Origin of the sequence: Tomitella cavernea (genome assembly GCF_016599145.1) — a bacterium.
Lineage (GTDB): Bacteria > Actinomycetota > Actinomycetes > Mycobacteriales > Mycobacteriaceae > Tomitella > Tomitella cavernae.
This window is the reverse complement of sequence record NZ_JAENKO010000060.1, coordinates 1-19,585: the sequence shown is the minus strand read 5'-3', so window position 1 is coordinate 19,585 and position 19,585 is coordinate 1. Positions and strand designations below refer to the sequence as shown.

16 protein-coding genes are annotated in these 19,585 nt (G+C 71.6%); 2 read left to right on the top strand and 14 right to left on the bottom strand.

Annotated elements, in window-relative coordinates; all coding sequences use genetic code 11:
• The first annotated feature begins 244 nt into the window (after nucleotides 1-244).
• Nucleotides 245-760 carry a hypothetical protein gene (locus JJ683_RS16550; protein WP_200175728.1) on the top strand — a complete coding sequence of 172 codons (516 nt, stop codon included), beginning with the start codon at nucleotides 245-247 and terminating at the stop codon, nucleotides 758-760.
• A gap of 145 nt (nucleotides 761-905) precedes the next feature.
• On the opposite strand, the gene JJ683_RS16545 is transcribed toward JJ683_RS16550, so the two are convergent.
• From JJ683_RS16545 to JJ683_RS16500, 10 genes are all read right to left on the bottom strand, one after another.
• Entirely contained in the window at nucleotides 906-2,471 is a 1,566-nt protein-coding gene (locus JJ683_RS16545; RefSeq protein ID WP_200175727.1) for an AMP-binding protein, read from the bottom strand.
• Nucleotides 2,468-3,460: an NAD(P)H-dependent flavin oxidoreductase gene (locus tag JJ683_RS16540; RefSeq protein ID WP_200175726.1), complete on the bottom strand. Its 993-nt coding sequence runs from the start codon at nucleotides 3,458-3,460 to the stop codon at nucleotides 2,468-2,470. Before JJ683_RS16540 ends, JJ683_RS16545 begins: the two co-directional genes overlap by 4 nt.
• 5 nt (nucleotides 3,461-3,465) lie before the next feature.
• Entirely contained in the window at nucleotides 3,466-5,046 is a 1,581-nt protein-coding gene (locus JJ683_RS16535) for an ABC transporter substrate-binding protein (protein WP_200175725.1), read from the bottom strand.
• 138 nt (nucleotides 5,047-5,184) lie between these two features.
• Entirely contained in the window at nucleotides 5,185-6,294 is a 1,110-nt protein-coding gene (locus JJ683_RS16530; RefSeq protein WP_242474799.1) for an Rv3169 family protein, read from the bottom strand.
• A complete protein-coding gene (locus JJ683_RS16525) occupies nucleotides 6,282-7,400 on the bottom strand; it encodes a phosphotransferase family protein (RefSeq protein ID WP_200175724.1) in 1,119 nt (372 codons plus the stop codon). Before JJ683_RS16525 ends, JJ683_RS16530 begins: the two co-directional genes overlap by 13 nt.
• 34 nt (nucleotides 7,401-7,434) lie before the next feature.
• A complete protein-coding gene (locus JJ683_RS16520) occupies nucleotides 7,435-8,931 on the bottom strand; it encodes an ABC transporter substrate-binding protein (protein WP_307810994.1) in 1,497 nt (498 codons plus the stop codon).
• Between the two features lie 183 nt (nucleotides 8,932-9,114).
• Entirely contained in the window at nucleotides 9,115-10,449 is a 1,335-nt protein-coding gene (locus JJ683_RS16515; protein ID WP_200175720.1) for a DUF1254 domain-containing protein, read from the bottom strand.
• A gap of 46 nt (nucleotides 10,450-10,495) precedes the next feature.
• Nucleotides 10,496-11,878 carry an aldehyde dehydrogenase family protein gene (locus JJ683_RS16510; RefSeq protein ID WP_200175718.1) on the bottom strand — a complete coding sequence of 461 codons (1,383 nt, stop codon included), beginning with the start codon at nucleotides 11,876-11,878 and terminating at the stop codon, nucleotides 10,496-10,498.
• On the bottom strand, nucleotides 11,875-12,696 hold the full coding sequence (locus tag JJ683_RS16505; protein ID WP_200175717.1) for an SDR family oxidoreductase: 822 nt from the start codon (nucleotides 12,694-12,696) through the stop codon (nucleotides 11,875-11,877). Before JJ683_RS16505 ends, JJ683_RS16510 begins: the two co-directional genes overlap by 4 nt.
• A gap of 56 nt (nucleotides 12,697-12,752) precedes the next feature.
• Nucleotides 12,753-14,039 (bottom strand): cytochrome P450, encoded by a 1,287-nt coding sequence (locus JJ683_RS16500; protein WP_200175716.1) that lies wholly within the window; start codon nucleotides 14,037-14,039, stop codon nucleotides 12,753-12,755.
• A 58-nt stretch (nucleotides 14,040-14,097) separates the two neighbouring features.
• On the opposite strand from JJ683_RS16500, the gene JJ683_RS16495 reads away from it, so the two are divergent.
• Nucleotides 14,098-14,778: a TetR/AcrR family transcriptional regulator gene (locus tag JJ683_RS16495; protein WP_200175715.1), complete on the top strand. Its 681-nt coding sequence runs from the start codon at nucleotides 14,098-14,100 to the stop codon at nucleotides 14,776-14,778.
• Here JJ683_RS16495 and JJ683_RS16490 read toward each other — a convergent pair.
• The 4 genes from JJ683_RS16490 to JJ683_RS16475 form a co-directional block, all read right to left on the bottom strand.
• A complete protein-coding gene (locus tag JJ683_RS16490; protein ID WP_200175714.1) occupies nucleotides 14,765-15,730 on the bottom strand; it encodes a cobalamin biosynthesis protein in 966 nt (321 codons plus the stop codon). The genes JJ683_RS16495 and JJ683_RS16490 overlap by 14 nt on opposite strands.
• Complete coding sequence (cobBC, locus tag JJ683_RS16485) at nucleotides 15,727-18,186, bottom strand: bifunctional hydrogenobyrinic acid a,c-diamide synthase/histidinol phosphate aminotransferase CobBC (RefSeq protein ID WP_200175713.1); 2,460 nt, start codon at nucleotides 18,184-18,186, stop codon at nucleotides 15,727-15,729. Before cobBC ends, JJ683_RS16490 begins: the two co-directional genes overlap by 4 nt.
• A gap of 27 nt (nucleotides 18,187-18,213) precedes the next feature.
• Nucleotides 18,214-18,828 (bottom strand): cob(I)yrinic acid a,c-diamide adenosyltransferase, encoded by a 615-nt coding sequence (cobO, locus tag JJ683_RS16480; RefSeq protein ID WP_200175710.1) that lies wholly within the window; start codon nucleotides 18,826-18,828, stop codon nucleotides 18,214-18,216.
• Nucleotides 18,828-19,585 (bottom strand): VWA domain-containing protein (locus tag JJ683_RS16475; RefSeq protein WP_200175708.1); only part of this gene is annotated, 758 nt, incomplete at its 5' end. The genes JJ683_RS16475 and cobO, both read right to left, overlap by 1 nt.

Below are 19,585 nucleotides of genomic sequence, written 5' to 3'. Positions count from 1 at the left end.
GTGACGCCGAGTTCGACGGTTCGGCAGATCGTGTCGGCGACGGTGTCAGTAGGCTGCAAGGCGGGTCCTGTGGTGGTCGATGGGGAGCTTCGCAACTCTCATCTTCACACCGCAGGACCCGCCTACACGTTGTGGTCCCCCCTCACCTCGCTGGACACCCGTCTACGCACTCTGCATTCCGTAGAGCCAGTTAACTCCGGGTCCGGAAGGGCCGCTATACCTTTCAATAGAAGAAGGAACACTCGTGCACACGATCGTCTTCAAGGTGCCTAAGGTGACAGACTCCTCCAACTCCGTAATGGTGTTGGTGTGCATAGCGGCGACAATCACCCTATTGGTATTCATTTCTCTGCTCATATGCTCGCGGATCAAGAACCGGGACGTCGGTATTGCGGACGGAGTGAAGAACATCATGCTGATCGGCGCATCATCGCTGTCATTCGTAGTGGCAGCGACATTCGGGGGCCTGTCGACGATGGGAACAAGCTCACTCAGCCTGGATGGCGTGCAGATGAGTGATCACGAGGCGAATGAGTACGCTAAGAGCATTTTAGCTGAGAAGATTATCGACGTGACCAATACCGTCCCCGTGCAGGATTCCTTGCCGAACTTCGGAGAGGATGGCGATTACGTCCCCGGCTTCACCCAGACTGACATCGCACTTCGGAGTGGCGACTCTTGCAGCATCATCCAAGATGAGTACCCTATAGAAATGCTGTCCGCCAGGATTATCCAGGCGACGCTGGAATGCAATTATTAAGAAGCCTTCCTGCGCGGAGCGAAGGCGGTGCCTGCGGGGTGAGGGGTGCCCCGTCGAGCAAGCGGATTTCGCACGATCTCGCGTCCGTACGGGCAAGTTCCACTTGTTCGATGCGGGATTCCACTTGGTCGATGCGGGACCACTGTCAGCCCGCTGCTTCACCCCGCAGCCTCCGCTTGTCGATCTTGCCCACGGCCGTGAGCGGCAAGGCATCGAGTATCTGCAACGACTTCGGTGTGAGGACCGGCCCCTTGCGCTCCCGGACGTGCGCGATCAGCTCGGCCTCGCCTGCCGCCGCCCCGGGCCGCAGCACCACCGACGCCGTCACCGCCTCGCCCCAGCGTGCATCGGGCACGCCGTACACCGCGGCAGCCGACACCGCCGGGTGCGCCGCGAGCGCGTCCTCCACCTCCCGCGGATACACGTTGAACCCGCCGGAGATGATCATGTCCTTCTTACGGTCCACGATGTAGAGATAGCCGCGCTCGTCGCGCCGTGCGACGTCGCCGGTGTGCAACCAACCGCCGGCCAGCGCCTCGGCCGTGAGGTCGTCGCGCCCGTGGTAGTGGTCCATCACCGGCCCGCCGCGCACGCACAGCTCGCCTGGCTCACCGTCCGGCACCTCGGACCCGTCTTCGCCGCGGATCGACACGGACACCCCGGGCAGCGGGAAGCCGCACGACGCCAGCAGCCCCGGCTCGTCCACTCGGTGTTCGTCGCGCCGCAGCAGCGAGATCGGGTAGCACTCGGTCTGCCCGAACATCTGCGAGAACACGGGCCCCAGCCTGTCCAGCCCCTCGCCGAGCCGGTCGGGCGAGATCGGGGAGGCGCCGTAGAGAACAAGCTCGAGCGAGGAGAGGTCGGTGTGGCCCAACGCGGGCGAGTCGAGCAGCGCGTAGATCATCGACGGCACCAGCAGTGTGCAGTTGATCCGGTGTTCCCCGATCGCGCGCAGCGTCGCGCCCGGGTCGAATCCGGTGACCAGGTGCACCGTGCCGCCGCGGATCAGCGTGGGCACCACCTTCGACCCGCCCACGTGGCTGATCGGCGCCGCGGCCAGGAACCGCGGCACGGGCGGCAGCTCGAATCCAGCCAGCACCGCGCCGGTGACCGCGGAGTTGGCGGCGTGGCTGCGCTCGACGCCCTTGGGGGTGCCGGTGGTGCCGCCGGTGTAGCCGATGTTCGACAGGTCGGCCGGGCGGGCCAGGTCGGCGATCCGGGCGGGCCCGTGCCGCTCTGCGAGCGTGGCCAGGTCGGCGGCGAACGGGGACGGGCCGAGGGAGAGTACGTCCACGCCGCGCTCGGCGCACGCCGCGGCCAGCTCGCCGCCCTGGTCGGGGAATCGCCGCTCGTCAACGAGGAGCACCGACGCCCCGGAGTCGTCGAGCTGGAACAGCCGGTCGGCGGTGGAGCCCAGCGGGTGCAGCCACGTCGTCGCCATGCCCAGGCCGCCGGCCGCGGCGCCCGCGCACCAGACCTCCGCGCGGTTGCCGCCGAGCAGCCCGATCACCTGGCCGCTTGCGCACCCCCGTGCCGCCAGGACTGCCTGGAACCGGCCGATCATGTCCGCCACCTCGCGGTAGGTGCAGTGTCCGCCGTCCCAGGAGAACGCGACGCGGTCCGGGTACCGGCGCAGCGCGGCGAACACCGCGCTGTTCATCGTGGGACCGCGCTGATGCACCCCCGCGCAGCCAGCCGTCTGCTCGCTCATCGCAGGTCCCTCCTCGTGGCCTCGCGGGCCGCCTCGTACTCGCGCCAGGTCTGCTCCGCGATCTCGGCGGCGCTGTGCACGCCCGTCACGCCCGATACCGAGTGCCCGGCGCTCCAGATGTCCTTGTATCTGCGCGGCCCGGGCGGAGCAGCGCCGCCGAACACCTGCGCCGAATCGGCAACGGATATCTGCTCGTCGAGGCGCGCCGGGTCGAGGCCGTTCGCGCGGATCGACGGCGCCAGCATGTTGGTGCGCAGGCCAGTGAACGCACGGGTGAGCACCACGTCGTCGAGGCTGCTGTCGACGAGCATCCGCCTGTACCCGTCGGAGACCAGCGACTCCTCGGCTGCGATGAAGCGGGTCCCCATGTAGGCCAGGTCGTACCCCGCGGTGCGCGCGGCCCACAGCGCGTGCCCGTCGGAGATCCCGCCGGCCAACACCAGCGGACCGTCGAAGAAGCCGCGCACCGCGCGCACGAACGCGAACGGATTGAGCCATCCGGTCTGCCCGCCTGCGCCCGCGGTGAGCAGGATCAGCCCGTCGGCGCCCTGTGCCACCGCCCGCTCGGCGTGCCGCAGGGTGCCGACGTCGGCGAATACGGCGGTGCCCGCGTCGTGCAGCGGGCCGATCACCGTGCCGGGGGCGCCGACGCTGGTGATGACGAGTTCGACGTCGTGCCGTGCGAGGCAGGCGAGGTCGTCGGTGAGCCGCGGCTGCCGGATGATGAGGTTCGGTGCGTACGGCGCGGCGGGCGTGCCCGCGTCCGTCGCCTCTGCAACGACGGCGTCGAGCGTGGTCAGCCAGTGGTCGAGCTCGTCGACAGTGCGGGCGTTGGCCGTGGGGAACGCGCCCACCACCCCCGCCCGGCATGCGGCGGCCGCCAGGTCGACGCCGGACACGCCGAGCATCGGCGCGGCGATGAGGGGCACACGCAGCCGTCCGGCCGACAGTGCACCGCCCAGGGCGAGGAGCGCGGGAGTTTCGGGCATCCCCATCACCCCTCGGTCCGGGCCGCGTCGCCGAACAACATGATCCCGTCGGCACTGGGCACCACGCCGGTGACGTCCCGCCAGGCGACGAAGTTCTTGGTGGCCCCGAGCGCCGCGAACGGCGCCTCGGCGTTCACCCACGACTGCAGTTCGTCCAACGCGGCCTGCCGCGCCTCGTCGCCGTCGGCAGTCTGCAACCGGTCGAGCAGCCGATCAGCCTCCGGGCTCGCGACGCCGAGCACGTTGGAGCTGGAGCCGCTGTGCAGGTTGCTGAACAGCCGCACATACGGGGCGTCGTCCGCGACGTTGAAGCCGGACTCGCCGATGTCGAAGTCGTGCTTGGCGTACAGGGCGGCGATGAGGTCGGCCATGCTGGGCTTGAAGTCGAGCTCCACGGTGAACCCGACGGCCTCCAGCATCGACTGGATCGCCAGCGCATGCGACTGCGCGTAGGCGGCGTTGAGGCCGGCGTAGGAGAGCACGCCGTCATATCCGTCGGCCTTGGCCTCATCGAGGAGGCGACGGGCGAGGTCCGGGTCGTAGCCGGCCGCCTCCGTGGGACCCCAACGCGACCACTGCTCGAACATCGCGCTCCCCGGCATGCCCTTGCCTTTGTTGGCGCGTTGGTCGAACAGGGCGGGGTCGACGGCTGCGACTATCGCGCGGCGGACGCGCGGGTCGGCGGCGGCGCGCCCGGGCCGCTGGTTGATCGCCAGCACCGCGCCCATGTTGGCGTTGTAGAGGTAGCCGGCATCCTCGGTGGTCAGCGCGTCCGCCACCACGTCGGGTGAGCGCATGTAGGCCGCGTCGATGTCGCCGTTGCGCAGTGCGTCCAGGCGGCCGTCCTCGCTGGTGATCACGGGGAAACGCAGGGTGTCCAGAGGCGGAGAGCCGTCCCAGTAGTCGTCGCGTGCGGCAAGCGTGAGCGCGGTGCCCGGCTGGAAGTCCGCGACGGTGAACGGTCCCGCGCCGATCGGCCGGAACTCGCCGGTGGCCATGGACGACGGGGCGACGACCATGCCAGGGCCGGTCGTGAGCAGAGCGGGGAACTGGGGCCAGGGCTTCGTGAGCGTGATGCGGACGGTGTGCGGGTCGACGACCTTGACTCGATCCACGGACGACGACCAGAGCTGTGCGTGCGTGCCCCTCTTCGTCAGGTACCGCTCCACGCTCCACTTGACGGATTCGGCATCGACCGGTGTCCCGTCGCTGAACGTGGCCCCGTCACGGAGGGTGAGCGTCCATACCGTGTTGTCGCCGTTCGGTTCTAATCCGGCGGCGAGCTGCGGGACGTACTCGTCGGCGGCCGCGTCGTACCGCATCAGCAGGTCGTAGATGGCGGCCATCTGGCTGCCGCCCGTCGATCCGCCGTCCTGGCGGACCGGGTCGAGGGTGCTGACGCCGGAGAAGGGGGCGTAGGAGACGGTGCCGCCCCGGACTCCCTCGGCGGAATCGGCGCCGTCGAGCAGTCCCGCGGTGACCTCGGAGATGTCGCGCGCGGAGTCGGCGGTGCCGGCGCTGCTGCAGCCGGTGAGAAGGAGGGCGGTCGCTGTGGCGGCGATCAGTAGACCGCGGGTGGTGCGCATGGTTTCACCTCGGGGGTAGGGGCGCTCAGGCGCCGGGGGTGCTCGGGTGCTGGTGGCCGCGCGCGCCGAGCAAGCGGATTCTGCACGTTCTCGCGTTCGGGCGTGCAGAATCCGCTTGGTCGGCGCCGGTCTGCCCGCTCAGCGCGCCATGCCGGTGGGGGAGTTGAAGCCGGACGGCGTGTGGCGGCCGGCCACGCGGTGCTCGAACATGCCCGAGCCGACGGCGTCGCCGCAGCGCGCGTGCACCACGTACTCGACGACGCCGTTGGTCTTGCGCTGGTCGAACTCCGGTGCGGCCGTGTCGTAGCGGGAGGACAGCGACCAGTCGCGGCCCATCCATCGGCCGTGGCTCCACTCGGGGTCGCTGCCGTAGCCGGCGCCGATCTGCAGGGTCAGGAACGTCTTCGGTTCGAGGTCGATGACGGTCTGCTCGCCGCGACGATCGGTCAGATGGATACGGACGGACTCCATCTCGCGCGTGCCCGGCTTGTAGGCGATCTCGAAGCGCGGCCAGCCGAGCTGCTCCACGGCCCCGTCCCGGTCGACGCGCACCGCGTAGTTGAGCGAGCGGAACCCGTCGCCGTCCTCCTGGGCGATGATGACGATGGCGAAGTCGTCGAACCGCAGCGGGCAGTACACCCACCAGAACCCGTCGGGCCGCAGTTCCGCCGTGCGCTCGAGCGGGTCTGGCTCGCCGGACGGACGGATGCCCCATGACCGGTCACGGCTGCCCATCCACACGGCCGGGTCGACGGCGAAGTCCTCGCCGTCCACGCTCAAAGTGCCCTCCCACGAGCCGAGCTGCGCGAACCGGCTGGCGTCGAGGTTGGGCCGGCGCCCGCCCATGAGCAGGTGGCGGTCTTCGAGCACGGCCCGGAACGAGCCCTGCCAGGTGAGGTCGAACGACAGGTCGGGATGCTCGCCGACGAGGCGCAGGCGCTCCAGCGGTTCGATCACCTCGATGCGGTAGCCGCCCACCTGGTCGCGGTAGCGGGTGTCGAGCGCGTCGGAGAAGCGGACCGCGCGCTGGTCGGTGCCGCGGATCGCGGTGGCGAACGCGTCGACCACGCCCAGGTTGGGGTACACCCCGAAGCCGGAGACGAAGTAGACGCGGCCCGTCCGGTCGTGCGCGTTGAAGTAGTAGCGGTCGTAGAAGTTGCGGTCGGAGGTCTCGGTGCGCGCCATCGACAGCGGCACCTGGTGGATCGGGTATTCGTCCAGCGGGTCGGGGTACATCAGATCTCCCATTCGTAGCGGTCGTCGAGGATGGTGCGCAGCATCCGGTGGTGCAGCACGTACTCGTCGGGGTCGGTGGGGGCGGGGGTGTCGCCGAAGTGCACCGAGCGCGCCTTGATGCGGGCGAAGATGATCCCCATCCGCACCGCCGAGAGCATGAGGAAGTACGGCATGTCGTGCAGTGTCCGGCCCGAGTCGGTCCGGTACTGCTCGAGCACGTCGGCGGCGCGCAGGAACCCGGGAAGGCCGGGCTTGCCGAAGGATTCGGCCATGTCCTGGTACATGCGGTGGAAGAAGACGAACCACGCGGCGTCGTACTCGGGCGGGGCCAGCGCGGCGCCCTCCCAGTCCAGCGCGGCGGTGGGCGCGAAATCGCGGTAGAGGATGTTGCCGATGCGCGCGTCGCCCCAGGCGAGCACGTCGGGCGAGGCCTGTGCGGGCAGCTCGTCGCGCAGCCGGCGCAGCCCGTCCTCCAGGATCGGCACGCGCACACCGCCTTCCGAGACGGTCCATGCGTAGTAGCCGGCGGTGTCGTCCACCAGGCGTGCCAGCCCCGTGCCGGCCGCGCCGTCGGCGCGCAGCGCGTCGGGCGGCGGCGTCGCGTGCACCCCGGCGAGCAGGGCGACGGAGGCGCGCTGCATCCGGTCGCGCTCGGTGGGCGTCGCGTCGACGAACGGGCCGCCGAACACGTAGGGCGGATTGTCGGGCGGGGCGGTGCCGTCGGCGCGGTCCATCACCAGGAACGGGCGGCCCAACGGCTCCGGGGACTCCTCCACCCGGCGCACCCGCGGCACGGGCACCAGGCCCGCGTCGGCGAGGGCGCCCGTCACGGCGGCCTGCCGGTGCAGGTCGTAGCCGGGGAACACCGGCAGTGCCGACGGTTCGGGCGCCAGCCGCAGCACCTGCTCGGAACGATCCCTGCCGCGCACCGCGGTGAAGAGCACCGTCACGCTCGACATGCCGGACGATTCCGAGCGGGTGAGGTCCTCGACGGTGACGGACGGATCGTCGTCGGCGGTGCGCAGCCACGACTGCAGCGCCGCGGCCAGTTCGGCCAGGTCGGTGCGGGTGGTGGTGACGGTGGTGTTGACGCCGTCGGGGGCGGGGTGTCGCGTCATTGTGATCCTCCACTGATGCCGTGCGGGTGGCGGGTCAGCCGTTGGTGCCGGAATCCACCCACGCATCGTCGAAGAGCATGATGCCGTCGGCGCTCGGGGTGATCCCATGGACGTCTTCGCGCCAGGTGACCAGGACCTGGCCGGCGCCCAATGTCACCAGCGGTGCTGTCCGGTTCACGAGTTCCTGCACGTCGGCCAGGGCGACGCGCTTGGCGTCCTCGTCCGTTGCAGATTGGACGCGTTCCAGCAGTGCGTCCATGTCGGTATTCGCGTAACCGAGGACGTTCGACGCCGAGTCGCTGTGGAAGTTTCCGTACAGCCTGACGAAGGGCGCCTCGTCTTGGACGCTCATTCCGGAGTGCGCGATATCGAAGTCGTGGTCCACATAGATTCCGCGAATGAAGTCCGCGATGGTGGGCGCATACTGGATGTCCACCGTGAATCCCACCGCTTCCAGCATGGACTTGTAGGCCAGGGCGTTCTTCTGGGTCTGGGAGTTGTTGGTGGTGAAGTAGGTGAGGGCGCCGTTGTAGCCGTCGGCCTTGGCCTCGTCGAGGTAGTTCTCCGCCGCGGCGGGATCGTATCCGCTCACCGGTGCATCGCTGTGCCAGGTCGACCAGGATTGGAACAGTGCGCTGCCCGGCATTCCCGCACCCGCCTCCGCGCGCTCGTTGTAGAGATCGGGATCGATCGCGGCGACAATGGCCTTGCGTACCCGGAGGTCCGACGCCGCCCGTCCTTGCCGTTGATTGATCATGCCGACCGCACCCATGTTCACCGTATTGAGAAAACCGATACCGTCGGCGGAGAGCGCGTTGTGGATGGTGTCGGAACGACGCAGGTATGCTGCGTCGATGTCGCCGTTGCGGAGGGCGTCCAGCTTGGGCTGCTCACCCTGGATCACGGGGAACTGCACGCTCTCCAGAGGAGGCGGCCCGTCCCAATACCGGGGATTCGCGGTGAGGGTGAGCCGGTTCTGCGGTGCGAACTGCTCGACGGTGAACGGGCCCGCCCCGATCGCGGTGAAGGATCCCGTGGCCATCGAGGACGGAGCCACGATCATCCCGGGGCCGGAGGCGAGCATGAAAGGAAACTGCCGCCACGGGCGTTTGAGCGTGAACTCTACGGTGGTCGCATCCATGGGGCGCATGTGCTCGACCGACTCCTGCCACACCTGAGCCTGCGTCCCCTTCTCATCGAGGTACCGCCGGATGCTCCAGACCACCGCATCCGCATCCACCGGTGTGCCGTCGCTGAACACCGCGTCGGGCCGCAGCGAGAGCGTCCAGACCGAGCCGTCCGCGTTCGGGGCAAGCGAACGGGCGAGCTGGGGCACATACTCCTTCGCGACGGGGTCGTAGCGCATCAGAAGGTCGTAGATGGCGGCCATCTCGCTGCCGCCCGTCGAACCGCTGTCCTGTCGATCGGCGGGGTCGAGGCTCGCGACGCCGGACAGTGTCGCGTACGAGAGTGTTCCGCCTGGAGTCGGGCTTCCGTCATCATGCTGCGTGCCGATGAAACCGTTCGTCACCGATTGAGCGGAGGAGTCGGGTACATCGGCACCCGCGCAACCGGCCAATGTCGCGGCGGCGGCGAGTGCGACGAGGAGCGACCCCACCCGGATGTGTGATGGGCGTGGCATGCCAGGCCTTTCCGATGTTCTGGAGTCTCGTTGGCGCCGGTCGGCCAGAAGGCCTGGCCGGCCGGCGTGGTGTTACTGCGACGAATCGGTGCGCCGCACCTGCGGGGGTGTCCACTCATGCGTGGTGACGGTGCTGTGGGGCAGGTAGATGCGCAAGGTCAGGCCGAATCCCTCCCGGCACACCGGCAGCCAGTTGGCGAGGCGGTCGTCGCCGGGGGCGTCGGCGCTGAGCCACAGGTCGAGCGAGCCGTCCGGGTTGACGGCCAGCGGCATGCTGTCATCGAGCGCGTAGCGGTCGAGTTCGTTGGCGATCAGACGGCCCACCTGCGTGTACGGGGTGAGCGACCACCAGCCGCCCCCGTGGTACGGGGGCAGCTGCCCGGCCGGGAAGTGCATGACGTAGGAGTGTTCGCCGGTGAGCGGCGCGCCGTCGGCGTCGGTGAAGATCGACGGATAGGCGGTGACGTCCACCGGGTTGGCGAAGCCCATGTATGCGATCACCGCGCGGTACAGGTAGTCGGTGCCGAAGCGGCCGACGGTGTCGTCCAGGTAGGTCCAGCCGTCGATCACGGTGATCCGGCGGTTGTCGCGCACCTCGGCGCTCTCCATGAACAGAGGCAGCTCTTTCGCCCGTAGACGCGCCGCCTCGGGCAGCGCGTCCAGCGAGAACTCCAGGCCGGCCCCGACGGCCAGCGGCGCGAAGCGCTCCAGCGCGGGCGCGTCGGCGCCCGTTCCGGGGTTGCGCACCGCGAGCGCGTTGAAGCGGCGGAAGTACTCCTCGGCGCCCATCGTCCGCATGCGTTCGAGGGGGACGTAGTCGCGGGTGGGCGAGTAGGTGCCGCGGGGACGCTCGTGCGCGCGCCCATGCTGCGACAGCGGGTAGAGGTCCATGGCGTCCTGCAGGCGGTGCGGCTCCGCCGTGTCGTCCGGGCCGTGGCAGCGCACGCGCGCGAGCAGCCAGACGAAGTCGGTGGGCATGGGCACCGGGAGAACGCCCTCGGGCAGAGCGCCGGCGAAGCGTGGGCCGGTGAACGCGTAGACGGCCTCGTCGTCGCCGCCCAGACCCCCGGTGCCGAGGATCGAGGGATTGTTGGAGTACCCGTCGAAGGGCTGGATCGCCAGGTAGCGCTGGGCGGCGGGCTTGTGCAGCAGGTATGGCTCGTCGCCCAGGTCCAGATAGGCCTGGGTGTAGAGGGTGTCGGCGTTTGGGCGGGTGAGGCTGTCGATGGCGGGGGTGGCGAGGGCGCGGGAGTGGAAGAACCGGCCCAGCGGTGCCCGCTCGGTGGTGGGCGTCTCGGTGTTGGTGGTCATCTCGCGGATGACGTCCATCAGGACGAGCGGGTACGCGTAGAGATAGGCCTCCTCGAGCGTGTCGGCGGCGGCATCCGGTGTGAGCTGGACGTTCATGGCATCTCCGTTTCCGTGGGGGCGTGCGGGGTCATGCGATGCGGCGTCATGTCGCCGGCCTCGGGTCGAGCACCCGCGTGGTGGTGAACTCCTCGACCCCTGCGGCGCCGCCCTCGCGGCCGAAGCCGCTGGCCTTGACTCCGCCGAACGGCACGGCCACGTCGAGTGCGTTGTGCTGGTTGATCCACACGGTGCCCGCGTCGATGCGCTCGGCCACCGCGCTCGCCGCATCGGCGTCGTCGCTCCACACCGACGCGCCCAGCCCGTACTCCTGGGCGTCGAGCGTGCGCAGCACCGCGTCGAGGTCGCGGTAGCCGACGACGGGCAGCACGGGACCGAACTGCTCCTCGCGCACGATGTCGTCGCCGTCGCCGGCGCCCACCAGCACGGTCGGGTCGAGGAAGTGGCCGGGCAGCGCGTGCTCGCGCACGCCGCCGGTGACGACGCGGGCGCCGGAGTCGAGCGCGCGCCCGAGCATCCCGGTGACGATCTCGCGCTGGCGGGCGTTGTGCAGCGGGCCCATGGTGGTGGCGGGGTCGGCGCCGTCGCCCACGGTGCGCTGCGCCCGGGCGGCAAGGGCCTCGGCGAACTCCGCTGCCTGCGGCTCTGGCACGTAGATGCGCTTGGGCGCGATGCACATCTGGCCGGCGTTGAGGAAGGCGCCCGCGGAGAGGCGGGCGGCGGCATCGGCGAGGTCGGCGTCCGGCAGCAGGATCGCCGGGTCGTTGCCGCCCAGTTCCAGGGCGACGGGGGTGAGCGTGGCCGCGGCCTGCGCCATGATGTTGCGCCCCACCGGAGTCGAGCCGGTGAAGCTGACCATGCGCACGCCGGGGTGGTCGATGAGCTGCCGCCCCGTCTCGGGGCCGCCGGTGACCACCTCCAGCACGCCGTCGGGCAGCACTGTGCGCAGGACGTCGACGAAGGCGGACACCGCGAGCGAGACCGACTCGGCCGGCTTGGCCACCACGGTGTTGCCGGCGAGCAGCGCGGGCGCGATCTTGGCGGCGGCCAGGTAGAGCGGGAAATTCCACGGCACGATCGCCGCCACCACGCCGTACGGCCGGTGCTGCACGGTCACCGGGCGGCCCAACGATGCGGTGAGCGATTGCTCGGGCTCCCACGCGGTGCCGGCGAGCGTGGCGAACGCGTGCGCGGCCACCCACAACTCCTGGCCGGCCTCGGCGAGCGGCTTGCCCTGCTCGGCGGTGAGCAACGATGCGAGCTCCCCGGATTTTGCGGTGATCGCCTCGGCGGCGGCGCGCAAGGCGGCGCGGCGGGCGGAAAAGTCGGCGGCCCACGCGGGCTGCGCTGCCCGTGCGCGGGCGACGACGGCGTCGAGTGCGGGGCCGGTGAGCGACGGGGAACGGCCCACCTCGGCAAGCGTGGCCGGGTTGCGGGAGATCAGCGTGCCGTCGTCGATGGCGGTCATAGGGCAGCCTCCTTCGCGGCGGACTGCATCATCGTGAAGATCAGCGCGCCGTAGCCGCCGTCGACGGGCAGGTCGACGCCGCTGATCCAGGCGGCGTCGTCGGAGCCGAGGAAGGCGATGGCCGCGGCGATGTCGTCGGGGGTGGCGTGGCGGCCGGCCCAGGCCGCGGCCCCCTCGACGGCCTCGTTCCCCATCGCGGCCCGGAAGTCGGCGAGCAGCGGGGTCTGCACGGTGCCGGGCGAGACGGTGTTGGCACGCAGCCCGGGCACGGTGCGCTCGGCGGCGAGCGTGAGCGCGTCGACGATCACCGCCTCCTTGGCGACGGCGTAGCAGTCGCGCTGGATGTCCGGCTCGGCGGCGGCGAGGGCGAAGGCGTGCTCCCAGTCCTCTGCGGTGAGAAGCGCGCGCGACCGGGCGACGTTCTCGCGCCAGCGCAGCCCCGCCTGGGAGGCGACGGTGACGACGGCGGCCGCGTCGGCGAACTTCGGCGCCAGCAGTCGGGTGAGGTCGCGCGGGGCGAGCAGGTCGACGCCGAGCACCTCCCGCCACGGGCGGGTCGCGGCGACTCCGGCGTTGTTGACGAGCAGGTGTACCGGCCCGTCGAGCTGTTCCGCCACGGCGACAGGTCCTTCGGGGGCGGACAGGTCGGCGTCGATGCGCAGGGCGAGGGCGTCGTGGAGCTCGGCGGGGATGTCGGCCCCGGGGCGGTCGACGCCGATGACACGCGCGCCCAGCCCGGCGAGCAATGCGGTGGTGCGCGCGCCGATGCCGGAGGCGAATCCGGTGACGACGGCGGTGCGCCCGGTGTAATCAGGCATTCCGGTGGGTGTCCTTTCGTAAGGCGGCGAGGGGTACAGGCGGTGGGGTCAGGGGTTCAATGCGCGACCGGGCACGCGGGGTACTCGGCGGGCACGGACTTGAGCCCGTGGAGCCACCCCGACGGTGCGCGGACGACAGGGCCGGTGACGGTGATGTCGGGGACGAGGTCGGCGAGGGCGTCGAAGATCAGCTCCACCTCCATGCGGGCGAGGTTGTGCCCCAGGCAGAAATGCGGTCCGGTGCCGCCGAAGCCCACGTGCGGGTTGGGGGACCGGGCGATGTCGAACGTCTGCGGATCGGTGAAGGCGGCCGCGTCGAAGTTGGCGGAGGCGTAGAGCATGACGACGCGGTCGCCCCGGCGGACGGCCTGCCCGCCCAGCTCGACGTCGCGGGTAGCGGTGCGCTGGAAGGACATCACCGGGGTGGCCCATCGGACGATCTCGTCCACGGTGGTGGTGGGGCGCTCGCGCCGGTAGAGCTCCCACTGTGCGGGGTTGTCCTGGAAAGCGAGCAGGCCGTGGGCGAGCGCGTCGCGGGTGGTCTCGCTGCCGGCCACCATGAGCAGCACCAGGAACGAGCCGAACTCGGCGTCGGTGAGTGCACCGGAATCGTCCTGGGCGCGGACCAGGGTGGTGACGATGTCGTCGGCCGGGTGATCGCGGCGCTCGGCGGCGAGACCCATCGCGTAGGCGAAGACCTGCCCGATCGCCTCGAGCGGGTCGCCGGTGACCTCCGGATCGTCGCGTCCGGTCATGGTGGTGGACCAGTCGAAGATGCGGCGGCGCTCGGCCTGCGGCACGCCGATGATGTCGGCGATCGCCTGCAGCGGCAGCTCCGTAGCCACCTGCTCGACGAAGTTCCCCGCGCCCGACGCCAGCGCCCGCTCGACGATCCCGCGCGCACGGGCGGCGAGGACGGCGCGGAGCGTGGCGATGGCGCGCGGCGTGAACCCGCGCGAAACGATCGCGCGCAGTGCCGTGTGCTCGGGCGCGTCCATGTTGAGCAGGATGGCGCGGCCGGCGTCGATGTGCTCGCGCGGGCAATGGTCGGCGTAGCGGGTGGTGGCGGTGTTCTCCCAGGACGAGAACGTCGCGCCGTCCCGGGAGACCTGGCGGACGAGCTCGTTGGTGGACACCACCCAGAAGCCGGAGTCGTCGAAGCCGCCGACGCCCGGCGCCTGAGGGTTCCACCACACGGGGCTCTCGGCGCGCAGGCGGGCGAACAGCGCGTGCGGGATGCCGTCCACGTAGAGGGACGTGTCGGTGATGTCGATACCGGGGCGGATGTCCGCGACAGTGTGTTCGTCGGTGCCGGCGGCCCGGGTGCTGTTCGGTGGTTCCATGAAGATCCTCCGGTGGTATGTGATGCCAGTCATATTAATGAAGTTCGTTACTATGTCAATGAAGGTTTCGAGAGGGGTGCGCATGGGCCAGGACACCGCGCGGCAGCGGTTGATCGAGGCTGGCGAAGAGCTCTACGCCGAGGCGGGTGTGGGACGGGTGCGGCTGCGGGAGCTCAATGCGCTGGCCGGGGTGCGCAACGACTCGGCCGTGCACTACCACTTCGGATCCCAGGACGGGCTGCTCGAGGCGATCCTGCAAACGCACCTGTACGAGATCGGCGCGCGCGTCGACGCGACGACGGCGATCCTGTGCACGGGGCGTGACGGCTCACCGGAGGCACTGCGGGACGCCATCGCGGCGCTCGCCATCCCCTTCGCAGAGAAGTTGCGAGACGAGCGCGGACGGCGGTTCATCCGCATCGTCGCGCAGGTGTGGGGCCGCATCGGCGACTGGCAGCAGCAGCGCTTCATCCCCTCCAGCGCGCTGGCGATGGACCTGATCCGTCGCAGTGCACGGGGTTTGCCGGCCGCGGTGCTGGAAGAGCGGATGTGGCTGATCACGCGGTTCGTGGTCTCGTCGTTCGCCGCCCGTGCGGAGAACCAGGACGCGGTGGTCGACGGGATTGTGCTCGACGAGTTCGTCTACGACGTCGTCGGCATGGCCACGGCAGCGTACTTCGCGGCGCCGCCGGAGGGAGGATTCTGGCCGGAGAAGTGGCCGGCAGTCAGGGAGGGGTGAGCCCGCCCAGCGCCGACACACCCAGCGCCGACACACCCAGCGCCGACACGCCCAGCGCCGACACACCCAGCGCCGCCGCCCCCACGCGAGCCGCGAGCCGTTCGGTGCGCCCGATATCCGCCGCCTCGGGCGTGCGCCCGTCGCCCAGCGTGCCGCGGTCCTCCACGACGCCGCGGTACGCATTGACCCCACCGAGCCGCACGCCCAACGCCCCCGCGAACGCGGCCTCGACGGGCCCGGCATTGGGGCTCGGATGCCGGCGCGCGTCCCGCCGCCAGGCCCGCAGCGCGCCCGCCGGATCGGCGCCGCACAGGGCCGCCAGCAGCGCGGTCAGCCGGGCCGGAGCGAGGTTCGCCGCATCGTCGAGCCGCGCGGATGCCCAGCCGAACCGCTCGTACCGCACGCTGCGGTGGCCCACCATCGCGTCGAGCGTGTTCACGGCGCGGTAGCCGAGCAGCCCGGCCGGCCCCAGCAGGGCCCCCCAGAAGAGCGGCGCAACGACGGCGTCCGAGGTGTTTTCCGCGACCGATTCGATCGCCGCCCGCGCCACGTCCGCTGCGGCCATCGTCTCGGAGTCCCGGCCGACGAGCCGGGTCACCCGGGCGCGGGCCGCCGTCAGGTCGCCGCGGGCCAGGCGGGTCTCGACGGCGCGTGCCTCGCGGGCCAGGGTGGTCCCGCCGAGCACCGTCCACGTGGCGAGTGCGACGGTGACGGCCTCGGCGACCGGGCGCCCGCGGCAGGCGCGGCCGGCGGCAAGTCCCAGCCCGGCAGGCCCGGCGACGAGGATGCCGGCGAACGCGGCGCCGCGCAGCCGCGACGGCGCGTACATCCGCCGCTCGAGGCCGCGTCCGGCACGGCCGAAGCCGCTCACCGGGTGCCACCTGGCGGGGTCGCCGAACGCGCGGTCCGCGGCGAACCCGAGGGCCAGCCCGGCCGCACGCGCCGTACTCACGGAATCTCCGCCCACGCGGCGAGCAGCGCGGCGGTGGTGGCCGGGTCACGCACAGCCACCCGCACCCATTCGGCTCCATCGTCGGTGGCGAGACCCGGGAATGTGTCGCCGCGGCGCACCGCGAACCCCTTCGCCCGCAGCATCGTCCGCGTATCGGGGCGGCATCGGACGAGGACGAACGGCGCGCGGGCGGGGCCCGCCACGTGCAGGCCGAGCGCGCGCAGGCCGTCCATCAGGGAACCGCGGTCGGCAGCGATCGTGCGTGCCCGGTGCTCCGATTCCACGGCGGCCTCGGGACTGCTGCACGCGATCATCGCCGCCGCCGCCGGGGCCGACACGGACCACGGGGGCTGCTGTGCGGCGAGGTCGGCGAGCACTGCGGCGTCGCCGATCGCGTAGCCGGCACGCAGGCCGGGGATCGCCCACGTCTTGGTGAGCGAACGCAGGACCACCAGCCCGGGAAGAGCGGTGCGCGTCAGGGACTCGGGTTCGCCGGGCACGGCGTCCATGAAGGCCTCGTCGACGGCCACCACCCGCCCGGGGCGCAGCAGGGCGCGCAGCGTCACGGACGTGTGCAGCACCGACGTGGGATTGGTGGGGTTGCCGACGACGACGAGGTCGGCGTCGTCGGGGACGGCCGCCGGGTCGAGCCGGAACCCGTCGTCGGGCCGAAGGAGCACGCGGTGCACGGCCGGACCGGCCGTGCCGTCGTACCCCGCCGCGCGCAGCGCCGCCTCCGGCTCGGTGAACTGCGGATGCACCACCACCGGCCGGTGCCAGCGCCGGGCGCGGGCGAGCAGCGTGAACGCCTCGGCGCCCCCGGCGGTGGGCAGCACCTCGTCGGCGGTGCGGCCGTGCCGCGCCGCCAGTGCTGCTGCGGCCCCCGCGGTGTCGGGATAGCGGGCGAGGTCGTCGAACGACGCGCGTAGCGCCGCGTCCAGCCAGGCGGGGCGGGCCAGGCGGGAGACATTCACTGCGAGGTCGGTCAGGCCTTCCGCGGCCTCGCGGTCGCCGTGGTGGTGCAGGTCGGGCTCCGGGGGCGGCGCAGGACGGTTCCGGGGAACCGGGTCGGACAGCGCGGGCGCCCGGTGAGCGGCATCGGCGAACCTCTGCGCCAGAACCGGATAGCCGGCCCAATGGGTGTGCAGATAGGAGGCGTGCACCGTGGGCGAGGACCACCCGTCCGGCCGCGGGCGCGCGCCAGGGCCGCTGCCGGCGATGAGCCAGGCCGGCGGGTCGAACGCGGAATCGAGCGCGGTGCGGTGGAACTCGTGGCCGGTCACGCGTGTGCCCGCGGGGCCTGCCAACCCGTCCGCGGGGGCGACGGCGGTGCGGTAGCCGAGCGTGAGCCGCGGCGACATCGCGGCGGACGCGCCGAGCGCGCCCGCCATCGGCGAGCCGTCCACCTCACGGCACAGGTACAGCAGCCCTGCGCATTCGGCGACGGTGCGGATTCCGGAGTCGACGGCCGCGCGCACGTGCGCGAGGAGCGGGGTGTTGGCCGACAGCTCCACGGCGTGCACCTCGGGGAACCCGCCGCCCAGGTAGACACCGGCCGTCCCGGGCGGCAGCCGCTCGTCGTGCAGGGGATCGAACACCGCCACGTCGCAGCCGGCGGCGCGCAGCAGCTCGTCGGTCTCGGTGTAGCGGAACGTGAACGCCCGTCCGCCGGCGACGGCGATCACCGGGCGCGGGCCGGACGGGACAGCCGCCGGGGTCGTCGGCAGTGCGGCGGCCGGATCCCACGGCACCGCGGCCAACGTTGGTGCGGCGCGGGCGATGCGGACCACCGCGTCGAGGTCCACATGCGCGGCGATCTGCGCCGCGAGGCGGTCCAGGCGGGCGGCCGCTTCGACGCGCTCGGCGGCGGGCACCAGGCCCAGGTGGCGGGACGGTGCGCTGATGCCGTCGTCGCGGTGCAGCACCCCCAGCACCGGGACACCGGTCTGCTCGAGCGCTTCGGTCACCTCGTCGGCGTGCCGCTGCGACCCCGCCTTGTTGAGGATCACCCCGGCCAGCCGGGTTCCGCCGTCGAAACCGGCCATCCCGTGTACGACGGCGGCGATGGACCGGGAGGCGTGTGAGACGTCCACGACCAGGATCACCGGCGCCGCGAGCTCGGCGGCCACGTGCGCGGTGGAGGCGAATCCGTCGGCCCCCAGCATCCCGTCGTACAGGCCCATGACGCCCTCGACGACGGCGATGTCCGCGCCCGCCGCGCCGTGCAGCAGCAGCGGCGCCAGCAGCTCCGGCGACTGCAGATGCGGGTCCAGGTTGCGGCCGGGGCGGCCCGTCGCGAGCGCGTGGTAGCCGGGGTCGATGTAGTCCGGGCCCACCTTGTGACCGGAGACCCGGTGCCCGCTGCGGCGCAGCGCGGCCATGAGCCCCGTCGCGACCGTCGTCTTGCCGTGGCCCGACGCCGGCGCGGCGATGACGACGCGGGGGAGGGTCAGCACGGCGCGATCACCACAGATCCCGGGGGCCTACCATTCGATGCCACGCTGCCCCTTCTGCCCGGTGTCCATGGGGTGCTTGATCTTCGTCATCTCGGTGACCAGGTCGGCGGCCTCGATGAGCTTCGGGTCGGCGCGGCGGCCGGTGATCATCACGTGCTGGCGGCCCGGCCGGTCCGCCAGGGTCTCCACCACCTCGTCCACGTCGATCCAGCCCCAGTTGATCGGGTAGGTGAACTCGTCGAGCACGTACAGCCCGTGCCGCTCGTCGGCCAACCGCGCCTGAATCTCGCGCCATCCTTCGAGCGCGGCAGCGGCATGGTCCTCGTCGGTGCCGGCCTTGCGCGACCACGACCAGCCCGAGCCCATCTTGTGCCACTCGATCGCACCGCCGGTGCCGTCGGACTCGTGCAGCCCGCCGAGCGCCTCGAACGCCGACTGCTCGCCCAGGCGCCACTTGGCCGACTTGACGAACTGGAACACCGCCACCGACCAGCCCTGGTTCCAGCCGCGCAGTGCCAGGCCGAACGCGGAGGTGGACTTGCCCTTGCCGTCGCCGGTGTTGACCATGACGAGCGGGCGGTTGCGACGCTGGCGGGTGGTCAGGCCGTCGTCGGGCACGTAAGCGGGCTTTCCCTGGGGCATCAGGCGGCCTTTCCGGTGCGCGGGTGCTGGAGGTAGGGGGCGGCCGCCGCGGTGATGGCGTCCGCGCGGACATCGCCGACGGGGGAGTACTCGGCGGCCATGCGTTGTGCGAGGTCGCGGGCGAGCCCCATGCGGAAACGGCCAGTCTCGCAGTCCAGCACCACCGCGGGCGTCTGCGCGGCGGCCAGGCGATCGGCCGCGGCGAGGGATCTCCGCACGGCGTCGGGGCCCGACGTGGCGCGGCCGTCCGTCACGACGATGAGCAGGGGGCGCAGGTCCGGGGCGCGCAGCCGGTGCCGGCGCAGGGTCTCCGCGGCCCGGTCGAGCCCCTCCGCGAGAGGGGTGCGCCCGCCTGTGGGGAGCGTCCGGAGCCGTGCGGCCGCGATGTCCACCGAATTCGTCGGCGGCAAGACCACGGACGCGGAGTCGCCGCGGAAGGTCACCAGCCCGACGGTGTCCCGGCGACGGTAGGCATCCAGTAGCAGCGACAGCGCCGCGGCCTTGACCTGTTCCATCCGCGTGCGCGCCGCCATCGACCCCGACGCGTCCACGCACAGCAGCACCAGGTTGGTCTCCCGGCCCTCGACGATCTTGCGGCGCAGGTCGGCCGGGGTGATCGGGGCGGCCGGATCCCGGCGCAGCGCGGCCGCACGGATCGTGGCCGGCAGGTGCACGGGCGCCGGTTCCACGGCGGACGTGCTGCGGCGCGCGCCCACGGTGCGGCCGACCGTCGTCCGGGCCCGCGAGCGCCGCCCCG

What these genes read in the sequence shown, in the direction of transcription:
- JJ683_RS16545 (WP_200175727.1), bottom strand. Translation starts at nt 2,471, where the DNA reads ATGAGCGAGCAGACGGCTGGCTGCGCGGGGGTGCATCAGCGCGGTCCC.
- JJ683_RS16540 (WP_200175726.1), bottom strand. Translation starts at nt 3,460, where the DNA reads ATGCCCGAAACTCCCGCGCTCCTCGCCCTGGGCGGTGCACTGTCGGCC.
- JJ683_RS16535 (WP_200175725.1), bottom strand. Translation starts at nt 5,046, where the DNA reads ATGCGCACCACCCGCGGTCTACTGATCGCCGCCACAGCGACCGCCCTC.
- JJ683_RS16530 (WP_242474799.1), bottom strand. Translation starts at nt 6,294, where the DNA reads ATGGGAGATCTGATGTACCCCGACCCGCTGGACGAATACCCGATCCAC.
- JJ683_RS16525 (WP_200175724.1), bottom strand. Translation starts at nt 7,400, where the DNA reads ATGACGCGACACCCCGCCCCCGACGGCGTCAACACCACCGTCACCACC.
- JJ683_RS16515 (WP_200175720.1), bottom strand. Translation starts at nt 10,449, where the DNA reads ATGAACGTCCAGCTCACACCGGATGCCGCCGCCGACACGCTCGAGGAG.
- JJ683_RS16510 (WP_200175718.1), bottom strand. Translation starts at nt 11,878, where the DNA reads ATGACCGCCATCGACGACGGCACGCTGATCTCCCGCAACCCGGCCACG.
- JJ683_RS16505 (WP_200175717.1), bottom strand. Translation starts at nt 12,696, where the DNA reads ATGCCTGATTACACCGGGCGCACCGCCGTCGTCACCGGATTCGCCTCC.
- JJ683_RS16500 (WP_200175716.1), bottom strand. Translation starts at nt 14,039, where the DNA reads ATGGAACCACCGAACAGCACCCGGGCCGCCGGCACCGACGAACACACT.
- JJ683_RS16495 (WP_200175715.1), top strand. Translation starts at nt 14,098, where the DNA reads ATGAAGGTTTCGAGAGGGGTGCGCATGGGCCAGGACACCGCGCGGCAG.
- cobO (WP_200175710.1), bottom strand. Translation starts at nt 18,828, where the DNA reads ATGCCCCAGGGAAAGCCCGCTTACGTGCCCGACGACGGCCTGACCACC.